This window comes from Salinibacterium sp. ZJ70, from assembly GCF_011751865.2.
GTDB lineage: Bacteria > Actinomycetota > Actinomycetes > Actinomycetales > Microbacteriaceae > Homoserinibacter.
Map to the genome: position 1 here is coordinate 2,670,583 of NZ_CP061770.1, position 23,211 is coordinate 2,693,793.

The 23,211-nt window shown below is 68.5% G+C and carries 21 protein-coding genes and 2 tRNA genes; 9 read left to right on the forward strand and 14 right to left on the reverse strand.

The features are described from left to right. Window positions 1–156 precede the first annotated feature (156 nt). Together HCR12_RS12695 and HCR12_RS12700 are read right to left on the reverse strand one after the other, a co-directional pair. Complete coding sequence (locus tag HCR12_RS12695) at window positions 157–1,908, reverse strand: cutinase family protein (protein WP_166866972.1); 1,752 nt, start codon at window positions 1,906–1,908, stop codon at window positions 157–159. A gap of 195 nt (window positions 1,909–2,103) precedes the next feature. Further along, window positions 2,104–2,195, reverse strand: a tRNA-Ser gene (locus HCR12_RS12700). A gap of 138 nt (window positions 2,196–2,333) precedes the next feature. Between HCR12_RS12700 and HCR12_RS12705 the strand changes: the two genes are divergently transcribed. Then, window positions 2,334–2,897 carry a hypothetical protein gene (locus HCR12_RS12705; protein WP_191412339.1) on the forward strand — a complete coding sequence of 188 codons (564 nt, stop codon included), beginning with the start codon at window positions 2,334–2,336 and terminating at the stop codon, window positions 2,895–2,897. Here HCR12_RS12705 and HCR12_RS12710 read toward each other — a convergent pair. The 3 genes from HCR12_RS12710 to HCR12_RS12720 all read right to left on the reverse strand — a co-directional run bounded on the left by HCR12_RS12710 (window position 2,883) and on the right by HCR12_RS12720 (window position 5,119). Next, window positions 2,883–3,764, reverse strand: a complete 882-nt coding sequence (locus HCR12_RS12710; RefSeq protein ID WP_166866977.1) for an alpha/beta fold hydrolase — start codon at window positions 3,762–3,764, stop codon at window positions 2,883–2,885. The genes HCR12_RS12705 and HCR12_RS12710 overlap by 15 nt on opposite strands. Before the next feature lie 56 nt (window positions 3,765–3,820). Continuing rightward, entirely contained in the window at window positions 3,821–4,570 is a 750-nt protein-coding gene (locus tag HCR12_RS12715) for a response regulator transcription factor (RefSeq protein ID WP_166866979.1), read from the reverse strand. A gap of 375 nt (window positions 4,571–4,945) precedes the next feature. Then, window positions 4,946–5,119, reverse strand: coding sequence for a hypothetical protein (locus tag HCR12_RS12720; RefSeq protein WP_166866981.1), 174 nt, complete (start codon window positions 5,117–5,119; stop codon window positions 4,946–4,948). 46 nt (window positions 5,120–5,165) lie between these two features. On the opposite strand from HCR12_RS12720, the gene HCR12_RS12725 reads away from it, so the two are divergent. After that, the gene (locus tag HCR12_RS12725; protein WP_166866983.1) at window positions 5,166–7,106 is read left to right on the forward strand and encodes a thioester domain-containing protein; all 1,941 of its coding nucleotides are present in this window, start codon (window positions 5,166–5,168) and stop codon (window positions 7,104–7,106) included. A 63-nt stretch (window positions 7,107–7,169) separates the two neighbouring features. On the opposite strand, the gene HCR12_RS12730 is transcribed toward HCR12_RS12725, so the two are convergent. Continuing rightward, window positions 7,170–7,700 carry a DUF1269 domain-containing protein gene (locus tag HCR12_RS12730; RefSeq protein WP_166866985.1) on the reverse strand — a complete coding sequence of 177 codons (531 nt, stop codon included), beginning with the start codon at window positions 7,698–7,700 and terminating at the stop codon, window positions 7,170–7,172. A 183-nt stretch (window positions 7,701–7,883) separates the two neighbouring features. On the opposite strand from HCR12_RS12730, the gene HCR12_RS12735 reads away from it, so the two are divergent. Further along, window positions 7,884–8,360 carry an Hsp20/alpha crystallin family protein gene (locus HCR12_RS12735; protein ID WP_166866987.1) on the forward strand — a complete coding sequence of 159 codons (477 nt, stop codon included), beginning with the start codon at window positions 7,884–7,886 and terminating at the stop codon, window positions 8,358–8,360. Between the two features lie 65 nt (window positions 8,361–8,425). Here the strand turns inward: HCR12_RS12735 and HCR12_RS12740 are convergent, their stop codons facing one another. Together HCR12_RS12740 and HCR12_RS12745 are read right to left on the reverse strand one after the other, a co-directional pair. Further along, complete coding sequence (locus tag HCR12_RS12740; RefSeq protein ID WP_166866989.1) at window positions 8,426–9,895, reverse strand: alanine/glycine:cation symporter family protein; 1,470 nt, start codon at window positions 9,893–9,895, stop codon at window positions 8,426–8,428. A 59-nt stretch (window positions 9,896–9,954) separates the two neighbouring features. Beyond that, a complete protein-coding gene (locus HCR12_RS12745; RefSeq protein ID WP_166866991.1) occupies window positions 9,955–10,977 on the reverse strand; it encodes an ABC transporter permease in 1,023 nt (340 codons plus the stop codon). A gap of 119 nt (window positions 10,978–11,096) precedes the next feature. On the opposite strand from HCR12_RS12745, the gene HCR12_RS12750 reads away from it, so the two are divergent. The 3 genes from HCR12_RS12750 to HCR12_RS12760 are packed head-to-tail and all read left to right on the forward strand — an operon-like array spanning window position 11,097 to window position 13,005. Continuing rightward, window positions 11,097–11,687 carry a TetR/AcrR family transcriptional regulator gene (locus tag HCR12_RS12750; protein WP_166866993.1) on the forward strand — a complete coding sequence of 197 codons (591 nt, stop codon included), beginning with the start codon at window positions 11,097–11,099 and terminating at the stop codon, window positions 11,685–11,687. A 47-nt stretch (window positions 11,688–11,734) separates the two neighbouring features. Beyond that, window positions 11,735–12,379, forward strand: a complete 645-nt coding sequence (locus tag HCR12_RS12755) for a TetR/AcrR family transcriptional regulator (protein WP_166866995.1) — start codon at window positions 11,735–11,737, stop codon at window positions 12,377–12,379. Continuing rightward, window positions 12,376–13,005, forward strand: coding sequence for a TetR family transcriptional regulator (locus HCR12_RS12760; RefSeq protein ID WP_166866997.1), 630 nt, complete (start codon window positions 12,376–12,378; stop codon window positions 13,003–13,005). The genes HCR12_RS12755 and HCR12_RS12760 overlap by 4 nt, the downstream gene beginning before the upstream one ends. A gap of 44 nt (window positions 13,006–13,049) precedes the next feature. On the opposite strand, the gene HCR12_RS12765 is transcribed toward HCR12_RS12760, so the two are convergent. The 4 genes from HCR12_RS12765 to serS form a co-directional block, all read right to left on the reverse strand. Beyond that, window positions 13,050–14,327: an LCP family protein gene (locus tag HCR12_RS12765; protein WP_166866999.1), complete on the reverse strand. Its 1,278-nt coding sequence runs from the start codon at window positions 14,325–14,327 to the stop codon at window positions 13,050–13,052. Between the two features lie 47 nt (window positions 14,328–14,374). Continuing rightward, window positions 14,375–14,459 (reverse strand) — tRNA-Ser (locus tag HCR12_RS12770). A 39-nt stretch (window positions 14,460–14,498) separates the two neighbouring features. Further along, window positions 14,499–15,326 (reverse strand): HAD family hydrolase, encoded by an 828-nt coding sequence (locus tag HCR12_RS12775; RefSeq protein ID WP_166867001.1) that lies wholly within the window; start codon window positions 15,324–15,326, stop codon window positions 14,499–14,501. Then, window positions 15,323–16,585: a serine--tRNA ligase gene (gene serS, locus HCR12_RS12780; protein WP_166867003.1), complete on the reverse strand. Its 1,263-nt coding sequence runs from the start codon at window positions 16,583–16,585 to the stop codon at window positions 15,323–15,325. The genes HCR12_RS12775 and serS overlap by 4 nt, the downstream gene beginning before the upstream one ends. Before the next feature lie 54 nt (window positions 16,586–16,639). Here serS and HCR12_RS12785 point away from each other — a divergent pair, with 54 nt between their 5' ends. Beyond that, complete coding sequence (locus tag HCR12_RS12785; RefSeq protein ID WP_166867005.1) at window positions 16,640–17,635, forward strand: diacylglycerol/lipid kinase family protein; 996 nt, start codon at window positions 16,640–16,642, stop codon at window positions 17,633–17,635. A gap of 10 nt (window positions 17,636–17,645) precedes the next feature. Here the strand turns inward: HCR12_RS12785 and pheA are convergent, their stop codons facing one another. After that, window positions 17,646–18,569, reverse strand: coding sequence for a prephenate dehydratase (gene pheA, locus HCR12_RS12790; protein ID WP_224763512.1), 924 nt, complete (start codon window positions 18,567–18,569; stop codon window positions 17,646–17,648). 30 nt (window positions 18,570–18,599) lie between these two features. On the opposite strand from pheA, the gene pgm reads away from it, so the two are divergent. Beyond that, window positions 18,600–20,222 carry a phosphoglucomutase (alpha-D-glucose-1,6-bisphosphate-dependent) gene (pgm, locus tag HCR12_RS12795; RefSeq protein ID WP_166867009.1) on the forward strand — a complete coding sequence of 541 codons (1,623 nt, stop codon included), beginning with the start codon at window positions 18,600–18,602 and terminating at the stop codon, window positions 20,220–20,222. Between the two features lie 81 nt (window positions 20,223–20,303). Here pgm and HCR12_RS12800 read toward each other — a convergent pair whose 3' ends face one another. Next, window positions 20,304–21,587, reverse strand: coding sequence for an amidase domain-containing protein (locus tag HCR12_RS12800; protein WP_166867011.1), 1,284 nt, complete (start codon window positions 21,585–21,587; stop codon window positions 20,304–20,306). 282 nt (window positions 21,588–21,869) lie between these two features. Here HCR12_RS12800 and HCR12_RS12805 point away from each other — a divergent pair, with 282 nt between their 5' ends. Beyond that, window positions 21,870–23,162, forward strand: coding sequence for an ABC transporter substrate-binding protein (locus tag HCR12_RS12805; RefSeq protein WP_370589315.1), 1,293 nt, complete (start codon window positions 21,870–21,872; stop codon window positions 23,160–23,162). The last annotated feature ends 49 nt before the right edge of the window (window positions 23,163–23,211 follow it).

Sequence of the window (23,211 nt, forward strand, 5' to 3'; positions counted from 1 at the left end):
CTCCGAATGATGGGCGACGAGGGGCAACGCACTAGTGTCACACGAACTTGGACACAGTCCAACTGTGATCGGTGCTCACCTGCGGACCGGGAGCTGCCGACAAACGAGGAGGCCCCGGCGAGAGATCCACCGGGGCCTCCTCGTTCAGCTGTTCCGTCAGTCGAAGGCCCCCTCCAGCACCTCGACCTCGAACACGTCGCGGAAGACCTCGACGGCACCTTCGACACTCTCCACGATGAGCAGCTTCGGGCTCGCCGCGGGACCCGCATCCAGCTCGATGTCGAACCCGCCCGACTCATCCGTCCACACAGTGGATTCGTACTCCTCCGCCCACGAGACGAGCAGCTCGACCCCCGGCGGGTATCCGGCTCCGCGTGCGACGAAGTACCAGTAGTTGTAGAGGGGATCGGGATCGATCACGAGCGATCCGCGGTTCGGCGCCGGGGTGGGGCTCGGCTCGGGCTCCGGGTTGGGAGCAGGAGCCGACGGGGGCGCGGGAGCGGGCGCGGGCGCGGGCCGCTGGGCCGGTGGGCGCGCCGTGCGCGGCGGCGGCGGATCGGCGACGGGCGTCGTCGGCTCCGCTGCGGGCGGCGGTGTGCGCAGACCGGTCTCGTCGAAGTCGAGGTCTCCCGATCCCGCGGGGGCGACGGGAACGGTGATCCGCCGCTCGGGCCCTGGCCCCGTCACAGGATGGGTCACCCGCACGCCGATGCCGCGCATGCCCGGCTCCCCGAAGTCGACCCACACAGATCCCGTGGTGGATGTCGTCTCGAACGTGCCGTCGCCGTCGAGATCGAACTCGAATCGCACGCCGTCGCATCCGCGCGCCGAGGCGGATGCCGAGACGAGGGTGGGTGTGCCGGCGAAAGCCAGCGAGGTGGTGCGCAGAGCCGGCGCTGCCTCGCTGGCTCGCTCGCATGCCGAACCCAGCGAGGATCCGCCGCGCTGGGCATCCAGAGCCAGCTTCCACCGCTCGGCCGCGAGCCGGGCGATCTCGAGCGCATCCTGCCGCGACTCCGGGGCCGACCCGTCGGAGTAGTAGTCGAGGTGCGGGGCGTAGTCGCCGAGCGCCAGGCGCACCAGCGCCGCGAACGGCACGAACTGGCAGATGGGGTCGTCGGCGTGGCAGATCCCGGAGTGGTGCCCGACGGCACGGTAGAAGGCGTCGAGTGCGGCGCGCTGGGCCTCATCGGCCTTCCAGCGGATGATCCCTGTTCCCACGGCACCCGCATCCCGCACGCCGGGCGCCTCGGCCTGCTGGTACGGATCGCCGATGGTGAACACGCCGATGACGTCGTCCTGGTTCAGCTCGGCAGTGTGGCGCGCGGCCATCGCACCCTGTGAGTACCCGACCACGATGAACTTCGGTTCGATCGGGCATCCTTCAGCGGCGCGCAGGTGCTCGGAGATGAGGTGCGTCGCCGCCTCCGCGCCGCGCGAAGCGGAGTGCAGCAGCTTGGATGACGAGTAGGTGAATGCCGAGTCGAGCGAGCTCGCCTCGAACTCCGCTCGGATCGCCTCATACCCGAAGGGCTCATCTTCGCCCGCGGGGCCGATGGACACGACCGGGATCTGGTCGGCTTCGAAGCCGCCGTACACCGTCGTGGAGAGCGCATCGAACAGACCGTCGAGGGTGACGCCCTCCCAGCCGTTGGTGACGAGGTCGCTGTCGCCGTAGCGGTGGGGTGCGCCGGAGTTGGCGGTGACACCGGGGGTGAGATTGCCTTCGCCGCTGCCGCGGAAGGCGAGCACGATGACGGGTTCGCAGCCCGCCTCGATCCGCTGGTCGAACTCACCGTACTTCGGCATCGCGAAGATCACGACGTAGGCGGCGATCAGTCCGACGACCGTGGCCATCGCGCCTCCGACGATCCACCAGCGTTTTGCCGTCCACCGTGCACGCGCCATCGCGTTGTCTCCCCCTTGCGACTCGAGCGGCGTCGCGGCGAGGCGGGGAAGATACCCGCCGATTCCTCGTCGCGAGGTGCCGCGACCTCACCCCCAAGCCTACGGCGGACTCTGTCAAACGATGGACAGGGTCTTCAGCTCCGGCGCGGGCTCGCCCAGGAATGCGAGAAGCCCCGCCGGAGCGGGGCTTCTTCGTGGCGGAGACGGAGGGATTCGAACCCTCGGTCCCCCTGGGGGGACTCCACCTTAGCAGGGTGGTGCACTAGGCCTGACTATGCGACGTCTCCAGACATTGCCTGCCCATCATACCCACACCGGACGGACCTCCCGCGCCGTGAGACCGGCCCAACGACGGGCATCCCACCCCTGCCCGCGGGGCCGTTCGGCACTTCTGTCGCCGCATCGCGCGGTCGCAGACTGACCGCATGGATCAGTCGCCCTCGGGGATGGCGCTTGCGGCCACCCGTGCGATTCACCGCTCACGCGATGAATTCGCGACAGCGTTGCGGATGGTGGCCGCAGCGTACGAGGAACGGCCCCTCGCGCTGGTCGAGCTGATCGAGCCGCGCCGGCTGCGGGTCCGCCTCGTCGAGCCGCTCGGGGTCGTGGCGATCGTCGCGATGGCCGCCACCCACACGGCCGACTACGCGAGGCACCTGGCGCTGGCGGTGTTCCTCGGCAATGAGCTGATCCTCGCCCCCATCCGCACCGACCACGCCATCGTCGCCTCCAGCGCCGCGAGCGCGTTTCCCGACAGAATCCGCGTCGAAGGTGCGGATGCGCACGCGCCGGTCCGACCGGTGCGTCGCCTCGTCACGCTCGGCCACGGAATCTTCCGGGTCGAGAACCGACCCTGGCGGGAGGAGGCGCCCGGACCCGACGGAATCGACCAGCTCCGGTCGGTGTACTCGCGCTCGCATGCACGCACCTTCACCGTGCGATCCAACCTGCGCCCGCCTGTGGACAGCTGGCGCTCACTCAGCCCCTGAGCCGCCCTGGACCGCTGAACTGCCCGGCGGCCGCCCGTCGACCGCCGCCGCGACGGCGCGCGCCATCCGAGGCCGGACGACGTGGTCGTTTCCCGGCACCCTCTGCACGGTCACGTGGCGCAGCCGCTCGATGAGGCGAATCGCGCCCGGCACCACAAACGGATCGAGGGTGCCGTAGACCACGCGCGTCTCCACGTCAGCCGTCGCGATGTCGGTGATCGCCGACTGGGACTCGATCGAGTTCTGCAGCGAGAGCACGAACGGCGTCCAGTTGCCCTCGTTGATCAGGAGGTTGTCCTTGATCGGCGACAGTCGGCCCACCACGCTCGCGGCCCGCATCGTGAACCGGGGATTGGCACGCAGGTAGTCGTAGGCCTCGCGGTAGAACCTCATCGCCGCGCGATCGACCGGATCGCCGACGACATCGGGCGGGAGGTAGATGGGCGGGCTCACGAGCACCAGCCGCGACACGCGGTGCGCGTAGCGGGCGGCGAACCGGCTCGCGACGAGCGCCCCCATCGAGTGGCCGACGAGCACGATCGGCTCCGTGAGCCCGAGACGCCGGACGGTGCGGCGCACCCACAGCGCATGCTCATCGAGGGTGAAGGTGGCCCCTTCGGGCGCCGACGACCCGCCGAACCCGAGCAGATCAAGAGCGATGACGCGATGATCCGCACGCAGAAGCGGAACGACGAACTCGAACGTCACGTGCGACGACGCGATGCCGTGCAGGAGGACGACGACGGGGCCTTCACCCTCGTCGATGGCCACATTCAGCGCGGGTTGACGGCGATGCAGCAGACGGTCCAGCAACCCTCCGTCGGAGTCACCGGATCCTCTCCCCCTCAGCCCCGCCGACTCGGTCATGACTCACCTCACCGTGCCCGCGCTGCGGCCGCCCAGGGCCGAAAGCCTCCGGAAGATCACGAGCGGTGAGGGCGCAGGCCGACGCGCGGCGGTGCGGTGACTGCGCGCCTGCCGCCCGTGCCCCCCGAGCCCAGCGGCTCACTGTGGGTGACCTGGTAGACGGCCGCCTGCGCACGACGTGCGATGTGGAGCTTCGAGAACAATCCGGAGACGTAGTTCTTGACCGTCTTCTCGGAGAGGCCGAGCCGTTCGCCGATCTGCTTGTTGGTCAGGCCGAGTGCGATGAGCCGCAGCACGTCGTGCTCGCGCATCGTGAGGCGCGGGGCGTCTTCGGCCTCGACCCGCGACGCGAGCGCCGAGAACTCTGCGAGCGGCTCCCCGCGTGCGACGCGTCGCACGATCTCGCGCAGGATGCGGCCGCCGACGTCATCGCTGAGGTACGCGCTCGATCCATCGACCTGCGCCGCCCGTCGGAGCTTCTCGTCATCCGAGCGCCCGAATGTCACGCACACCACCGTCGCCACCTCACCGCGTGCACCTTCGCCGGAAAGCGGGCCGTTCGCCGGTATCGCCACGTCGATGATCGCGACATCCGGGTGCGTGGCGACGATGTCGCGCACGCTCGACGCGAGCGACTCCGCCTCCCCCACGACCTCGATGTCCGGATCCTCGTCCAGCAGCGCCCTCAGACCACGCCGTGTGATCTCCCGCGCGTTCACCACGAAGACCTTGGTTCCCGTGCCGTCACGGTGCCACCTGTCGGAAGCTTCCGCCCCCTGCAGCCCTCGCCGCTCTTCCCCAGCCATCTCTTCATCCCCACCCTCTCCGCCGGAGTGAATCCCGCGGATGCCTCAGGCATATCACCCGTTTGTCCCCCTGTAGAGGGCTTGTACCGAAATCCACAGCGTGTTAGCGGCACCCAGTCATTCGGCCCTACCGTGCCGCTCCCCTCCGGGTTGCACTTGAGTCCTTCGCAGACCGAACGGGGGCGCCATGAGCGAACACGAAATGAACACGCCGCACGCACGCCACGCACGACAGGACGAGCAGCGGGTTCTCACCCAGGACGAGGTCGCCCGGCGGCAGCGTCTCAGCTCGCAGGACACCCAGCCGATGCAGGCAGGCGACCTGCCGGAGCTGGATTCTGCTTCGTCCGATTCGACACCTTCCAAACGTGCGGATCACGCGCGGAGGCGCTCGACGTCGCGCCCCTCGGCGAGTCCGCCGGGGCGGGGGCCGTCGATGCGGCGCCGATCGCGCGGGCGCTCGATCGCCTGGGCGACGATCGCGACCTTCGTCGTGTCGGCCTTCGCGGTCGTGTCGATAGGCGGAGCGGCGCAGGCTCGGGTTCCCAACGCCCCCCCAATCAACGGGCTACCCGGCCCGAACACCGACCTCATCATGACGGGCACAGGCGCGGGCAGCACGGTGCGCGGCTTCCAACCCCCCACGCCGATCACGCAGGATCCAACGGCGCCCTACCCCGGTTCTAACCCCCCGGGATACACACCTGTCACGACCTTCGCCGGCATCATCACCACCCAGAGCGTTTCCGACGAGGACCTGACCGGTGAGATGTACTGCATCAACATCCGCGTCACGACGCAGCAGGGGATCGGGTACGAGGAGTCGCCGTGGGAGGAGTCGACTGTACCGAACGTCGGACACGTCGCCTACATCCTCAACAACTACTACCCGAACGTCGCGGCACCCGCCGGGCTGAACACCGACCAGCAGGCCGCAGCGGTCCAGGCGGCGATCTGGTACTTCACCGACGGCTTTGTCCTGGGAACGACTGGTCCGGGATCCAACCTCAGATCAGCGGTCGCCGCGATCGTCGCCGACGCGCAGCAGAACGGTCCGGTCACCGAGCCCGATCCGCCGAACCTCTCCATCGATGCGGCGGGCACCAGCGTCCCTGTCGGCCAACTGGCTGGCCCGTTCACGATCAACACGGACGCGGCCGAAGTGACCGTGAGCATTCCTTTCGACCGAAATGCGACCCTGTACGCCGATGCGGAGGGAACGATGGCGCTCGAGAATCCGGCCACCATCGCCGCCGGCACACAGGTCTGGGTCAGTCGAACAGGCACGGATCCAGCCGAGGTGCTGCTGGCCGCACGAGCCGCCGTGACGGTGCAGAGAGGACAGGTCTACGTCTACGACGGCAACGCGGGCAGCGCGATCACCGATGCGCAGCGGCTCATCCTGGCAGCTACCACTGAACTGGACACCACTGCCGCACCGACAGCCGAGTTCTTCGCGGTCGGCTCGCTCGAGGTCAGCAAGACTCTCGCGGGAGAGGCGGTGGGTGAGCAGGGGGCGGCACAGCTGGCCATCTCGTGCGGCGAAGGATACGAGTTCACGGCCGACATCCCGGCAGGTGCGACGACGACGCAGACATTCACGTTCGACGGCATACCCGTCGACAATACGTGCGTCATCACCGAACCGACCACGGGGGCGACGACGGCAGTACTTGTGACGACCGACGCTCCACAGGAGGTCGTGATGCCAGACGGCGGCACGAGCGTCACCATCTCCAACACCTACACGTTCGCTCCCGGAGGCTTGGTCTTCACCAAGACGATCACGGGCAGCCAAGCGGGCGAGCAGGGGGAGATCGTGATCGCCGTCGACTGCGGCGAGGCGCTGCAGGACACCGTGGCGATCCCTGCGGGATCTGCCGCTGGGGACTACACGAACACCTACACGGATCTGCCTGCGGGCACGGAGTGCACCATCACCGATACGCAGTCGGGCTCCACGACGACCGTCGAGGTCGTCACCGACGGCCCGGCCGAGGTGACGATCGAGCCCGGCGAGACCGCGACCGCGACTCTGACGAACACGGCGACATTCCGGCCGGGTTCGCTCGAGGTCGCAAAGGTGATCACGGGCCCGGCTGCCGGGCTGCAGGGAGTCATCGAGGTGTCGATCGACTGCGGCGATGCGCTGCAGGAGACGCTGACGATCCCGGCAGGGTCGGCGGCGGGCGACTACCGCGAAGTGTTCGAGGAGATCCCCGCGGGCACGACGTGCACCGTGAGTGAGACCCTGACGGGTGCGAACAGCCTCGTCACGGTCGCCTCCGACGGGCCCGTGGCGGTCACCATCGCACCGGTCGAGGTGTCTGAGGCGGTCCTCACGAACACGGTCACCGGCGTCGGGGTGCTGGATATCCCGGTGGTGGGAGCACTGGCGGTGACGGGACTCCTCGCGGTGAACTCGCCCGTCGCGTTCCCGCTCGCCCTGGCTGCCTCGCTGCTGGGCTTGGCCTTCGCCGCGTACGGCGCCTCGCGTCGACGTGAGCTGGTCGCCGAGGGCTCGCTCCTGGAGTGAGAGCTGACACCACAGAGAAGGGCCGCGCAGCGAGTGCCGCGCGGCCCTTTCTGTGGTGGTCGACTACGACTCGAGAGCCTTGAGGATCTTGTCGTCGCTCTTGGAGATCGCGCGAACCACGGCCTCGTAGTCGCCTTTGTCGATCGCCTTGTTGATCCTCTTGTCGGCCCGCTCGAGTGCCTTGTCGAGTCGGTCGAGGTAGCGGTCATCGACGACGGCCACGACTGCGGACGATCCCGCCGGCAGCCACTCCTCGGCGTCGACGCCGATCTCCTTCTCTTCGTGCCGCTTCACGATCTCACCGGTGATCGCGCCGACGCCCGCTCCGAGAGCCAGCCCGATGACGCCCGTGAGCAGCAGAGGCGGCGCGAAGAGTCCGATCACGAGCCCGGCGACGCCGCCGATGCCCGCGCCAAGACCGACCGTTCGTCCGCCGTGCTCCTTCACCTCGACCTTCCCGTCGCTCTTCCGCGACAGAACGACCGACGCGACGACGTGAACGTCGTCCATCGATCGAAGAGCCTCGAAGTCCTGTCGCGCCGCGGTTTCGTCGCCGTAGCGGCCGACGAGCAGTTCGTAGTTTCGGTTTTCCATGGAGTTCCACCTTTCCTGTCGATTCACCTTCCGTCGCGCGCGCCCCCGCTGAACAGAGCAGTACGCCCCGGGCCGAACGGCTCTACCCCGCGGAACCCGCCGAGGTTGAGGGTGGATCGTGCGCACCCGTACACACGAACGGCGCCGAAGATGTCGGCGATCGCGTGAATGAAAGGAAAGACGATGGCTCGCACACTGGTCCAATTCGACCCGCTCGGAGGATTCGACATCCTGCGTCGGCAGCTGTTCGACGACGGCTTCCTGGCGCCTCGCCCTGGTAAGGGCCCGACGACCGACGTGTACACCGACGGCGACAAGGCGCTCGTCGTCGAAGCGCATCTCCCGAACTTCTCCGAGAAGGACGTCACGGTGACGGTCGATCGCGGAACGCTCGTCCTGCAGGCTGAGCGCCGCGAGAAGCAGGAGGACCAGGAGCGCAAGTACGTCGTCCGCGAGAGCAGCAGCAGCTACTACCGCAGCATCCCGCTTCCTGAGGAAGCCGACCAGGATGCCATCTCGGCGGACTTCTCCGACGGCGTCCTCAAGGTCAGGGTGCCGCTCTCCGGCGGCGATTCGCCTCGCACCATCCAGATCGAATCCGGCGGCTCGAAGGACGAGAGCGGGTCGGGCAAGTCGAAGAGCGAGAGCAAGAAGAAGTAGCGCTCCCCGTCATCCGCAAGCGGCCTGGACGCCACGCGTTCGGGCCGCTTCAGCGCGCCGCGCTCCTAGCGGCGCCGGCGCGGCGGCCGAGAGACCGGAACCGCGCCCGTCACCGAGCGCTCGTCCTCCCACACCTGGATCCCGGAGAGGTCGGGCAGCAGGTCCCGTGTGAAGACAGGATCCCGACCTTCGCCCTTCTGCCTCGAGTAGTCGCGCAGCAGCCGGAAGGCGGTACCCGAGAGCAGGGTGATCGCCACGAGATTGACGAGCGCCATGATGCCCATGATCGCGTCGGCCGTGTTCCAGATGATGTCGGCTGAAGCGAGCGCGCCACCGAAAAGCGCCACCAGCACGAGCACACGGAAGCCCAAGAGGACCGAGGGCTTGTCGGTGATGAACTCGATGTTCGACTCGCCGTAGTAGTAGTTGCCGATGATCGAGGTGAACGCGAGCAGGAAGATGATGAGGCTCAACAGGATGTTGGACCACTCGCCGAGGTTCGACACGAGTGCCGCCTGCGTGAGCGCGACGCCTTTCTCGGCACCCACCGGATCCGGGATCGCGACGAGGATGATGAACGCCGTGATCGAACACACGAGGAACGTGTCGAAGTAGACCCCCAGCGTCTGCACGAGGCCCTGCTTCACCGGATGCGTGACGGCGGCCGCGGCTCCCGCGTTCGGCGCCGACCCGAGACCCGCCTCGTTGGAGAACATGCCCCGCTTGACGCCCTGCATGATCATGACGCCGATGAGCCCGCCCGTGAACTGTCCGAAACCGAACGCCTCGACGTAGATGGCGGCGAACACCTCGGGAAGTCGCTCGATGTTGAGGGCGACGATGACGAGCCCCATGAGCAGGTAGAGCAGCGCCATGGCGGGCACCGTGGTCTGGGCCACGGATGCGATGCGCCGCAGTCCGCCGAAGATCACGAGCCCCGTGAGGGTGACGAGCACGCCACCCACCACCCACGGAACCCAGCCGGAGCCGACGCCGAGGCTGCCCTGGAGCGTGGCGCTGATCGTGTTGGCCTGCAGCGAGCTGAACGCGAACGGGAAGCACACGATGAGGATGCAGGCGAACACGATGCCCATCCATCTCGCGCCGAGCCCGTACTGCATGTAGTACGCGGGCCCCCCGCGGAATCCGTCCTGGTAGCGCACCTTGTAGAGCTGCCCGAGCGTCGATTCGACGAAGCTGGCAGCTCCGCCGACGAACGCCATCGTCCACATCCAGAACACCGCGCCAGGCCCGCCGACGGCGATCGCGGTGCCGACGCCCGCGATGTTGCCGACGCCGACGCGCGAGGCCGCCGACATCGTGAAGGCCTGGAACGCCGAGACCGACTGGGTCTCACCCGACTCGTCCCGGGGGGTCTTGTCGGTGATGGACCGGAACATCTCGGGGATCATCCTCAGCTGCACGACACCGGAGCGCACCGTGAAGTAGACCCCGATGAGGCCGAGGACCGGGATCACGATCCAGGTCCAGAGCAGATCTCCGCCGGACAGGATCACGTCGTTGAGAACGTCCATCCTCCGAGTATCCCCGACCGACCCCCGAATGGGGGGTCATGCGAGCGGGATGGGCGGACTCAGTCGGCCGCGACCGCCTTCGCGCGGTTGCGCTTCGCGCCGATGATGAGCAGCACGACGCCCGCGGCGACCCACAGGCCGAGCGTGACGGCGGCGCCCGCTCCCCCAGTCCAGTCGAAGTAGGCCGCAGAGCGCACGAGCGTTCCCGCAGCCCCCGGGGGCAGCAGCTGGCCGAAGAGGCCGAGGCCCTCAGGCAGCCAGGCCGCCGAGGTGGAGATCCCCGCGAACGGGTTGCCGAGGAACATCATGCTCGCGGCGCCGATCGTGAAGCCCGCGCCGCCCACGGCCTCCTTGAGCCCAGCGAGCGGGATCGCGAGGCCCGCGATGCCGAGCGCCATCGCCGCGGCGACAGGCCAGAACGCGGCGCCGTCGATGCTGCCGAAGAGGAACTGGAGCACGCTGGCGACCAGCACGCCGCCGACCACCGAGAAGATCGAGATGCCGGCGATCGCCCAGCCGAGACTGCGCTTGAAGACCGAGCGGAATGCGACGGCGGGCACGATGCCGCCGAAGACGAGCGGGAAGGCGAGACCGCCGATTCCGAGGCCCGAGGGGTCGGCGGCGGGAAGCGGAACGACGTCGGTGACGGTCACGGGCACCCCCGAGGCGCTGGCGATCGCCTGCGCCGTGGTGGCGATCGTGCCCGAGATCACGGCGGAGCCGGCGCTCGCGACCGAGACGCGCACCTCATCCTCGGCGAGGGCGATGCCGCCGACGATCTCACGGTTCTCGATCGCCTCGACGAGCTCCGCTTCGCTTGCGTACATCGACAGGTCATAGCCGGCAGGGCTGGCCTGCTCGAGCGCGTCATCCCATGAGGCGACGGCGGCGGTCGGGCCGACGATGCCCACCGGGAGCTGGTTCGGTCCGCTCTTGAGCGACGGCATGATGAACACCATCAGCAGCAGCACGAGCACGACCCCGAGCCCCACGGTCAGACCGACGAGCCCGACGATCGGGTGCCGAGTCCGCTGGGGCTTTCCAGCGGTCTCCTGGGGGGCGGCGATAGGGTCGAGAGCCAAGGCGGTGTCCTTCGGATGAGCAGAAATGGATGAATTTCCTCCAGTAATGATGGAGGAGGATCCTCCGCTTCGGCTGTGAGCCCCGCCCACCCCTCCGAGAGACCACCAGGGAGCTGCACATGCGAGCCGACGCCGCGCGCCGCCGCGACAGGATCGTGCGCGAAGCGCGACACATGTTCGCGGCGCACGGAAGCGGCATCGCCCTCGAAGCGATCGCCGATGCCAGCGAGGTCGGCATCGCCACGCTCTACCGCAACTTCGACTCGCGCCTCGCCCTCGCCGAGGAGGTCGCCCTCGCGATCCTCTCCGACATCCGCTACGCCTCCGCGCTCGCCCTCGAACGCATGACCGAGAACCCGGTCGGCACCTGGCGCACCTACCTCGAGGAGCTCATCGACCTCGACCTCGGCGCGCTCACCGCAGGACTCGGCGATCTCGTCGCCGAGGGCCTCTCGCAGCGCGTCCTCGAGATGCAGACCCAGACGCTCGCGCGCGTCGATGAGGTTCTCGCGGCCGCCCGGCGATACGGGCAGGTGCGCGCCGAGCTGAGCGCCATCGAACTCGTCGTCCTGCTGGGGATGATCACCCGCCCCCAGCCCGACGTCATCCGCCAGGCGACACCCCGACTCGTCGAGAACGTGCTCGACATCCTCATCGGCGGACTGCGCAATGTGACGGAAAACGAGGAGCCCTCTCCCTCTGTCGACTGATCCGCACTAATGTGGACTCCTTCCACTCACTTTTCGAGAGACGACCCATGACCACGCCCAGCGAACCCGCCCCCGAGGGTCGCCGAGCGCGAAAGCGCCGGGAGACCGAGGCAGCCATCACCTTGGCCGCGATCCAGCTCGCCCTCGAGCGCGGCTATGAGAACGTCACCGTCGAAGCCATCTGCGATCGCGCCGACGTCTCCCGAAGCACGTTCTTCAACTACTTCCCCTCCCGCGACAGCGCGATCGTCGGCCGCTCGATGCTGGCTCGCACCCCCGAGCAGATCGACGCCGCATTTTCAGCACACCCCGGCGACACCGTGCGCGGTGCGATCGCCCTCCTGGCGGTCGGCGCACGGGAGCCCTCCCCTGAGGCCTCCGCCGCTGCGCGGCTGCATTGGCAGCTGATCGCCGAGCAGGAGACCGCACGGCGCCACTACTCCTACGCGCTCATCGGCACCCAGCAGCGGCTCACCGAGGCCACGCTCGCGTGGCTCACCGCGCATCCGGAGGAGGCGACACTCCCCGACGACCTCGAACGCGAAGCGACACTCGTCGTGACCGCCGTGAATGCCGTGCTCTACTCCGTGACCGAAGCGTGGACGATCCCGTTCGCCGCCATCGAGAAGCCAGCGGAGGCCATCGATCTCGCCATCGACCGCCTCGCCCGAACGATTGGGGCGACCTCATGACCGGCACCACCGCACCCCGGATTCCGCGCGATCAGCGTCGCCGCGACACCGAGCAGCGCATCGAAGTCGCCGCCGTCACTGCCGCCCTCGAGCTCGGCTTCGACAACGTCACGATCGAGGAGATCTGCTCGCGCGCCTCGATCGCGCGCAGCACATTCTTCACCCACTTCCACGCGCGCGACTCCGCCGTGCTCGGCCGGCCCCTCGAACTGCTCGCGCCAGACGAGGCGCACCGCGTGTTCGACGCACACGCGAACAACCTGCCGCTCGGCGTCCACCATCTGGTGGTCGCCTCGGCGGGCGCCCGGGAGACCGCTGCGGAGATCGTCGCGGCCCGGGCGCGGCTCGTCACGGAACAACCCGAGGCGCATGTCTTCAGCACCGCGATGCTCACCGACACGGGCACCGACATCATGACGCTGCTGCAGGAATGGCTCATCGCGCATCCCGAGCACGCACGCATTCCCGAGGCGCCTGAGGTGGAGGCGAGCTTCGCCTCGAACGCCTACTACGCGGGGGTCTCGACGATCCCCGGCGGATGGATGGCGACACTCCTCGATCCGGAGTCGGCCGCCCAGCTCATCGAACGTGCCATCGACGACCTGCGCGTCATCCTCCGCCCCTGATGCCCTCAGCATCGGGGGTGCTCACGCGCCCCCGATGGCCTGGTTCAGTTGCCCTTCGAGCAGGTGGGCGCCGCGGCCGTCTGGCCACGCAGACCCGAGATCTTGACGGCCTCTCCAACGGGAGGCTCAGCAGTCGCAGGCACCTCCGCGCCCGGCGTCACCGTGCCCGAGTCCGGCTCCACGGCACCCGGCTCCTCGACGGGCGCCTCCGGCTCCACCGGAGCGTTCGGGTCGAGCACGGCACCGCGGCCATCGCCCTCAGAGTCGAGAGCGATCGCCTGGTCGGCGCGGATCGCATCCATGAGCTTGTTGCCGAGCGTCTTGTTGGGTGTCACACCGCCCGTGGGCCCGCCGGTCGAACCGGGGTACTGCACGAACGTGATGCGCTCCATCGGAATGCGGCTGAGCGCCTTCGCGAGAGAGATCATCGTGAGCGGGTTCGACAGCTCGGTCGAGAGCGTCATGTTCTTCGTCGCGGCCTGCGCGAGACCGTACAGCTTGGTGGCGTTGGTGAGAGTGTCCTCCGACTTCAGCTTCCGCACCAGTGACGACATGTAGACCTGCTGCGAGCTGATCCGCGTGAGGTCCGATCCGTCGCCGACACCGTGACGGGTGCGCAGGAACATCAGCGCCTCCCAGCCCTCGAGCGTGTGGGTGCCCGGCTGAAGGTCGAGGCCGGTGTAGCGGTCCTTGATCCGGCTCTCCACGCACACTTCGACGCCGCCGACGGCGCTCGACATCGCGGCGACGCCCTCGAAGCCGATCATGCCCGCGAAGTGCACGTCGAGCCCGGTGAAGTTCTCGACAACCGAGACGACGCAGCCGAGGCCACCCATCGACAGCGCATTGTTGATCGGGAGACCACTCGCCGCGCTCGTCTTCTTGCCCGTATTCTCGTTGGTGCACGAGGGGTAGGGCACGACCATGTCGCGCGGAAGGCTCACAGCGACGGCGCTCGAGTGGTCGGCTGCCACATGCACGATGATGTTGACGTCGTTGAGCACCGAGTCGCGGTCGTGGAACTCATCGCTGCCGACGATGAGGATGTTGAAGCCTCCGTCATAGGCACCCAGATCGGGGATCGGCGCCTCGGTCTCGTTGATGGCGACGGAATTGTTGGCGATGTCGGACTGGAGCTGCGTCGCTGCGATTCCGACGACGGCACCTCCCGAGACCAGCGTGACCGCCATGGCACCGCCGATGAGGCCGAGAACCGTGCGCCACGGACCCGTTCGGCTCAGGCGGCCGTGGCGGGCGATCGTGACAGGGCGCGGAGCGCGGGCCGCCCGGGAGCGGTCGCGGATCGGCTCGGTCTCGGTCACGGGCACCTCATCTCATGTTGTCCACGGTCGGTCGGGTAGACCGTGAGCGGAGGGCGTGGGATTCGAACCCACGAGACATTTCTGCCCACCAGTTTTCAAGACTGGCTCCATCGGCCGCTCGGACAGCCCTCCAGGTATAGGAACGTACAGACCCTAGCGGAGCCTGTGAGCTCAAGCCTGGAAAAGTCGTGCGAGCGCGCTGGCCACGCCCTGTTCGAGGTCGGCTCCGGTCACCTCGGTGGCCACCTCGATGACCTCGGGTGGAGCCTGGCCCATCGCCACGGCGACACCGCCTCCGGCTGCCGCCCACTCGAACATGTCGATGTCGTTGCGTCCGTCGCCCATGACGACGACGTTCTCGCGGGGGATCCCCAGCTTCTCGCGCACGTACTCCATGCCCGTGCCCTTGTTGACGCCGTCGGGCGCGATGTCGAGCCACGCGGTCCACCCGACGTTGTAGCTCACCTTGTGCAGGCCCATGCGCTCGACGACCGACAGGAAGTCCTCGATCGCGTGACCGGGCGACAGCACCACGACGCGCGTCGCCGGCTTCCCGAGAAGGTCATCGAACTCCACCTGCAGGCGCCCCGAGGCGAGCGCGCCCTCCGGGAAGCGCCCCGTGAAGCGGAACAGCCCTTCCTCGTCTTCGACGGCGAAGCTCGCCTCCTCGAGGTGGCCGCGCACGGTCGTGAGCACCTCGCGGGGGTCGAAGGTCTGCACCCGGTCGCGCACGTAGCCCATGGGGGCGCTCGGGTCGCGGCGCATTACGATCGCGCCGTTCGCGCACACGACGTATTCGGGGGCGATGTGCAGGCGATCGAGCACCGGGAGGGTCAACGAGACCGAGCGGCCCGTCGACAGCATGACCTCGTGTCCGGCGTCGTGCACTCGACGGATCTCGCGAGCGACGTCGTCGCCCAGCTCGCCCTTCTCGGTCAGCACCGTGCCGTCGACATCGAGTCCGACGAGGCGACGATCCGCGGGGGCGAGGGCCGTCACGCGACCGGCTCCAGGATGTCGAGCCCGAGGAACGGACGCAGCACCTCCGGCACGACGACCGAGCCGTCCGCCTGCTGGTGCGTCTCGAGCAGCGCGACGATCCACCGGGTCGTCGCGAGGGTGCCGTTGAGCGTCGCGACAGGGCTCGTCTTGCCGTTCTCGCCCCGGAAGCGGGTGTCGAGGCGGCGCGCCTGGAACGTCGTGCAGTTCGAGGTGGAGGTGAGCTCGCGGTAGGCGCCCTGCGTGGGAACCCACGCCTCGACGTCGAACTTGCGCGCCGCGCTCGAGCCGAGGTCGCCCGCCGCGGTGTCGATCACGCGGTACGAGAGGCCGAGGCTCTGCAGCATGCCCTCCTGCATCGCGAGGAGCTTCTCGTGCTCCGCCTCGGCGTCAGCCGGGTCGATGTAGCTGAACATCTCGAGCTTCTGGAACTGGTGCACGCGGATGATGCCGCGCGTGTCCTTGCCGCCCGAGCCGGCCTCGCGGCGGTAGCAGGTCGACCATCCGGCGTAGCGGAGCGGGCCGTTCGAGACGTCGAGGATCTCGTCCTTGTGGTAGCCGGCGAGGGCGACCTCGCTCGTGCCGGTCAGGTAGAGGTCGTCGCGCTCGAGGTAGTAGATCTCGTCGGCGTGCGCGCCGAGGAAGCCCGTGCCGGACATGATGTCGGGGCGCACGAGCGTGGGTGTGATGAGCGGCGTGAAGCCCGCCTCGACCGCGCGCTGCAGGCCGAGCTGCATGAGCGCGAGCTCGAGGCGCGCACCGACGCCCTTCAGGAAGTAGAAGCGAGAGCCCGAGACCTTCGCCCCGCGCTCCATGTCGATCGCGTCGAGCTTCTCGCCGAGCGCGAGGTGGTCGAGCGGCTCGAAGTCGAAGCTGGGCTTGCCGCCCACTTCGCGCAGCGTCACGAAGTCATCCTCGCCGCCCGCGGGAACACCATCGAGCACGATGTTCGGGATCGCGCGCGCGAGCTCGGTGAAGCGCTCCTCGGCGTCATTCGCCGCCTTCTGCGCCTCCTTGACCTTCGCCGCGAGCTCCTGCGCCTGGGCGACGAGCGCTGCCTTGTCTTCCTTGGCGGCCTTCGCAACCGTCTTGCCGAACACGTTCTGCTCGGCCCGCAGGGTCTCGAATGCGGAGATCGCGGCTCGGCGCGCCGTGTCGGCGGCGAGCGCCTCGTCGACGAGCGAGACGGATTCGCCTCGACGTTCCTGCGAAGCTTTCACGAGTTCCGGCGTCTCACGCAGCAGCTGGGGGTCGATCACCCGTCAAGTCTAGGAGTTCCCCCGAACCTCAGGCCGATCCCCTACGTTTGTGCCATGCCCGAAGCCGCCGACCAGCCGAGACGCGCGGCCGTGATCTTCAACCCGGTCAAGGCCGATGTCGAGCGTCTGCGCGCCTCCGTGGCCGCCGCCGAGAGCGCGGCCGGTTGGGCGAAGAGCCTGTGGCTCGAGACGACCGTCGCGGAGCCGGGCGGCGGACTTGCGGCGCGTGCCGTCGCGGAAGGCGTCGACCTCGTCATCGCGGCGGGAGGCGACGGCACGGTGCGCTTCGTCGGCGAGGCGCTGCGCAACACGGGTGTGCCGCTCGCGCTCGTTCCCGCCGGCACTGGCAACCTCCTCGCCCGCAACCTGGGTCTCGACGTGAACCCGTCGCGGCTCGACGCGCTCGTGGAGATCGCCTTCACGGGCGTCGATCACGCGATCGACACGGGCACGATCGTGATCCAGCGCCCCGGCGACGCCCCGAGCGAGACGCACGTGTTCCTCGTGATGACCGGCATCGGCCTCGACGCGAAGATGATCGCCAACACCGACCCCGAGCTGAAGCGCCGGGTCGGATGGCTCGCGTACGTCGGTGCGATCGGCCGCGTCCTCATCGACAGGGAGGTGCTGCGCGTGCGGTACCGCCTCGACGGCCACGAACAGCGCACCTCGCGTGTGCACACGGTGCTCGTCGGCAACTGCGGGCAGCTGCCCGGCAACATCGCGCTCCTGCCCGACGCGGAGGTCGACGACGGTCTCCTCGACATCGTCACACTGCGCCCCGAAGGATTCTTCGGGTGGTTCCGCGTGTGGTGGGGGATCGTGTGGGAGAACGGCGTGCTGCGGCGTTCGAGCGCCGGGCGCAAGCTCCTCACCCTGCGCAGCACCCAGGTGCGCGCCCTCAGCTACCTGCGCGGGCGCAGCTACGAGCTCACCCTCGACCACCCGGAGGAGTTCGAGCTCGACGGCGACGAGTTCGGCATGGTCACCGGATTCCGGGCGCACGTCGACCCCGCGTCGCTCCTCGTGCGCCTGCCGCGCGAGAGCTGACGACGCCGGATCAGACCTCAGGGGCCTCGGTGAGGATGTCGCGCAGCCAGTCTCGTGCGTCGATGAACACCTGGTCGGTGTAGCGACTCACGACCTCCACGCGCTGTCGATCGGCGCGCGGGTACGAACCCAGGAACTGCACGTTCGGGCTGAAGCGCTTGAGGCCGAGAAGCGCATCCGCAACCCGCTCGTCCTCCACATGCCCGTCGAGGTCGACGATGAAGCGGTAGCGCCCGAAGGCGTCGCCGATGGGACGCGACTCGAGCAGGCTCAGGTTGACGCCGCGCGTCGAGAACTGCTCCAGCATCTCCACGAGGCCACCCGGCTGGTCGTCCGGGAGCTCCACGATGATGCTCGTCTTGTCGGCGCCGGTGCGCGGCGGGATCCGCTTCGTGGTCGACAGCAGCACGAAGCGCGTCTGCGCATCCTTGTTGTCGGCGACATCCGAGGCGAGCACCTCGAGCGGCAGCAGATCGGTGATGCCGGGCGGCGCGATCGCGGCATCCGCGTTCGCCGAGTCGAGCAGATCCGCGGGGGCCGCCACATTCGACGACGACGGGATGTGTCCGTGGCTCGGGAGGTGCTCGTTGAGCCACAGACGGCACTGCGCGTACGCGACCGGATGGGCGTTGACGGTGCGCACGTCCTCGAGCCGCGTACCCGCGCGCGCGACGAGCTCGAAGTCGACGTTGACCAGGTATTCGCCGATGATGCGGACACCGGGGAGGTTCGCGAGCGCATCCTGCGTGGCGCTCACCCCGCCCTCGATGCTGTTCTCGATCGCGATCATCGCGGCCACGCTGCGACCCGAGATGATGTCATCGAGCGCCTCGCCGACATTGTTGACGGCACGCCACTCGGCACCCGCCGCCTCCGGCACCTGCTTCAAGGCAGCCCAGGTGAAGGTTCCCGCCGGTCCGAGATAGCTGTACACCTCGGCGAGCCTACCCGGCAGGATGGACACATGACCTCGCGCGCTGGAACCCCCGCCCTCGCATCCGACCTCATCGACGTGCACGAGCTCATCGATGCGTACTACCACCGCACGCCCGACATGTCGGATCCCGCGCAGCGGGTCGCCTTCGGCACAAGCGGGCACCGGGGTTCGAGCCTCGACGGCGCGTTCACCGAGACCCACATCGCCGCCATCACGCAGGCGATCGTCGAGTACCGCACCGCGCAGGGCATCACCGGTCCGCTGTTCATCGGGTCCGACACTCACGCGCTCTCCGCCCCCGCGCAGACGACCGCGCTCGGCGTCCTCGAAGCCAATGGGGTGCATGCGCTCGTCGACGAGTTCGACGACTACGTGCCGACGCCGGCACTCAGCCGCGCGATCATCCGCTACAACACGGAGCACCCGGGCGGGCCGCAGGCGGACGGCATCGTCATCACCCCCAGCCACAACCCGCCCCGTGACGGCGGCTTCAAGTACAACCCCCCGCACGGCGGCCCCGCCGACTCCGACGCGACCTCCTGGATCGCGAATCGCGCCAACGAGATCATCGAGAACGGCAGCCGCGATGTGCGCTTCGCCGAGCCGAGCGCGATCGACACCTACGACTTCCGCGGCGCCTATGTCGAGGACCTCGCGAACGTCATCAACATGAACGCGATCGCCGCATCCGGTCTCAAGCTCGGGGCCGACCCGCTCGGCGGCGCGAGCGTCAACTACTGGAAGGCGATCGCCGAGCGGTACGAGATCGACCTCGAGGTCGTGAACCCGATCGTCGACCCGACCTGGGGTTTCATGACGCTCGACTGGGACGAGAAGATCCGCATGGATCCGTCGTCGCCGTCGGCGATGGCCTCCGTCGTGGCGCGCGCGGGCGACTTCGCGATCCTCACCGGCAACGATGCGGATGCCGATCGACACGGAATCGTCACCCCCGACGGCGGACTCATGAACCCGAACCACTACCTCGCGGTGGCGGTCAGGTACCTCTTCGAGCACCGGCCCGGCTGGGGCGCGGATGCCGCGATCGGCAAGACGCTCGTGTCGAGCTCGATGATCGACCGTGTCGCATCCGCGCTCGGGCGGCGGCTCTGGGAGGTTCCCGTCGGATTCAAGTGGTTCGTACCGGGTCTCGTGGACGGTTCGGTCGGTTTCGGCGGCGAGGAGTCGGCGGGCGCGAGCTTCCTGACGCTCGAGGGTACGGCGTGGACGACCGACAAGGACGGCATCATCCTCGCGCTCCTCGCGGCCGAGATCCGCGCCGTCACCGGCAAGAGCCCGAGCGAGCTGTACCGCGAGCTGACCGAGGAGTTCGGCGACCCCGCGTATGCGCGTGTGGACGCCGCAGCGACCCCGGAGCAGAAGGCGCGGCTCGGCAAGCTCTCCCCCGAGGACATCACCGCAACGACCCTCGCGGGCGACCCGATCACGGCGAAGCTCTCGCACGCGCCCGGCAACGGCGCGGCGATCGGCGGCGTCAAGGTCGAATCCGAGCACGCCTGGTTCGCGGCGCGGCCCTCGGGAACCGAGAACGTCTACAAGATCTACGCCGAGTCGTTCCGGGGCCCCGAGCATCTCGCCCAGGTGCAGGCCGAGGCGAAGCAGATCGTCGACGCCGCCCTCGGCAGCTGACCGCCCCGCCTGACCCCGCGGCCTCCCTGCGCGCCGCGTCCTCCCCGCCCGTTCCTTGGGGCGGGTGACCGGCGTCGGGGATTACGGGATCGAGTAGATGCGGACGAGCGAGTCCGAGTGCTGCTCGAAGAGCGTGTGCTGCAGCTCGCGGTAGTCGCCGTCGGCGTTGTGGCTCACGAAGTACACGACGGGACCGTCAGCCGTGTACTCGACCTTCGACACGGTCATCGTGTGGTCGACGCCGCCGCCGCGCTCGCCCCAGTCGAAGATGCCGACGTCGCCGACGCGCACGCGGTCGAGGTGATCGTTGTCGTTCGAGCGGAAGCCGAGCTTCTTGAGGTACGCCTCCATCGCCGTGGTCGAGATCCACGCCTTCGAGGCGAAGCCCTTCGCGCCCGGCGAATTCCAGGTGTCGTCCATCTGCCAGCCGCGCTGGATGAGGCCCTGGCTGGTGAAGTTCACGCAGTCGCCGCCGTAGGGGTTGTAGTCGCCCCACTCGGCTTCGTTGTAGGTCTCCCACCAGGTGAGGAGGTAGCTCATCTGGGCGTTCACGTCGCCGCCGGTCGGCTGGGTGCTGACCCCGTCCGCCGCGGCGATGATCTCGTCCCGGTAGGCCTGCGCGCTCGCGATCATGGCCTCGGATGCCGCCTCGGCGGTCTGCAGCGCGGCCCCGAGCTCCTCGGGTGCGGCGGCGAGAGCCGCGTCGATGCTCTGGAAGAAGGCGTCCTCGGTGCTCTTCTCGGCATCCGACCACTGGTTGTACAGCTCCTGGCCGCGGCTGCGGATGCCGTCGGTGAAGGCGGTGAAGGCAGCCCCGATCTGCGCGGCGGCCTCGTCAGCCTTCGCGGGGGCGGCGGCGACGGCGTCACGCAGTGCCGGAAGCGCCGCTTCGAGCGCGGCGGATTCGGCCTCGAGCTGCTCCACGGTGGCCTCTTCGACGTCGAGCGCAGGACGCGAGAGAGCGGATGCGTCGTCGCCGATGATCGAGGCGGTCGCGCTCTCGACGGTGCTGCGCAGCTCGTCGCGAGCGGCGGCGTCGATCAGGGTGCTCTCGACGGCGAGCACCGCGTCGAGCTGCTCGAGGGAGGCCGCGGGCCCGCTGGCATCCGCGCCGAGCACGCCGTCGAGGGTGGTGCGGATGCTCTGGATCTCGGTGCGGGCGCTGTCATAGCGCGCCACGGCGTTCGCACGCGCGACCACGGGAGGCAGCACGATGACGCCGATCGCGATCGCGATCACGGCGAGTGCTCCGACGGCGACGAGGATCGTGCGACGCAGTCGATGTCGGCGCTCGACGCGCGGGTCGCGACGCGGTCGGATGGGGGCGGGTGCGGCGTCTGCCGGGTCCCTCTCGAGCACACTCACGCGCCCATGGTAGCGACACGACCTCCATACCTCCCGGATGCCGAGGCATCTGGCAGACACCCCTTTCTACCCCCGCTGTGGGAGCGCTCCCTCGGCGCGCAGGGCACCAAGGAAGCGCCATCTGATCAGGACTTTTCCGCCGTTGCCTGATCGTTGCACAACTCCGTGTTGACACTGGTTCGAATACGTGGCTATCGTTACCCACGATTTCGTGAGAGCGCTCCCACACGCACCACCACGAGTGCTCTCAACGAAATCATCCCCATCCACGCACACAAAGGAGTGACCGTGAAGCTCTCACGACGCACCGCCTCTGTCGCCGCGATCGCCGGGTCCGCTGCGCTCATCCTCTCCGGATGCAGCAGCACGGACAACGGCGGTTCGAGCGACAAGCCCATCACCCTGACCATCACCACCTTCGGCACCATGGGCATCGACGTGAACTACGCCGCCTATGAGAAGGAGAACCCCGGCATCAAGATCGAGGCGACCAACCTCGCTGACGGTGGCGCTGGCCGCGACGACGCCTACGCGAAGATCGCTGCCGGCACCGGCCTGAGCGACGTCGTCGCGATCGAAGAGGGCTGGCTCTCGACCATCGCCGCGGTGTCCGACGCGTTCGTCGACCTGCGCGACCACGGCATCGAGGACACCAAGGACCAGTGGCTCGACTGGAAGTACAAGCAGGGCACCGACGCTGAGGGCCGCGTCTTCGGCGCCGGCCTCGACATCGGACCGCAGGGCCTCTGCTTCCGTGGCGACCTCTTCGAGGCGGCCGGCCTGCCCGGCGACCGCGAGGGCTTCGCCGCCGCCATCGGCGGAGAGGACGCGACCTGGGAGTCGTTCTTCGAGTTCGGTCAGCAGTACACCGCTGCCTCGGGCAAGGCCTTCTACCACAACCCCTCGTTCATGTGGAACTCCTTCGTGAACCAGCAGGAAGAGGGCTACTACAAGAAGGACGGCGTGACCCTCAACATCGAGGGCAACGAGGCCATGAAGGCGCAGCTCGACCTCATCGTCGAGAACGCCAACATCGGCGCCGGCCTCGGCGGCTGGGGCGTGGGCGAGCAGGCCAAGAACGACGAGTTCGCGGTCTACGTCTGCCCGTCGTGGATGCTCGGTGTTGTGAGCGGCTACTACGACGCCGGCACCACCGGCACCGGCTGGGACTTCGCTGACGTCCTGCCCGGCGGCGCAGCCAACTGGGGCGGCGCGTTCCTCGGTGTTTCCGAGTCGAGCGAGCACAAGGAAGAGGCCGCCAAGCTCGCGCTCTGGCTCGCCGCTCCCGCTCAGCAGGCCGCTGCCTTCGAGGCTGCCGGTCCGTTCCCCTCGACCATCGAGGGCCAGGAGCTCGTCGCTGACTCGACGAGCGCGTTCTTCAACGACGCGCCCGTCGGTCAGATCTTCACCAACCGTGCCAAGGGCGTCGTCGCCCAGGTGAAGGGCGAGGAAGACTCCGTCATCCAGGACAACGTCTTCGGACCGGTCCTCGACCGCATCAGCCAGGGCGAGATCACCGATGGTGACACCGCCTGGAACGAGGCGATCACGCTGCTGAACCAGCTGGTTCCGTAACTCCACCACCGAGCGGCCCCCGGGGCACCACACCCGGGGGCCGCTTCCC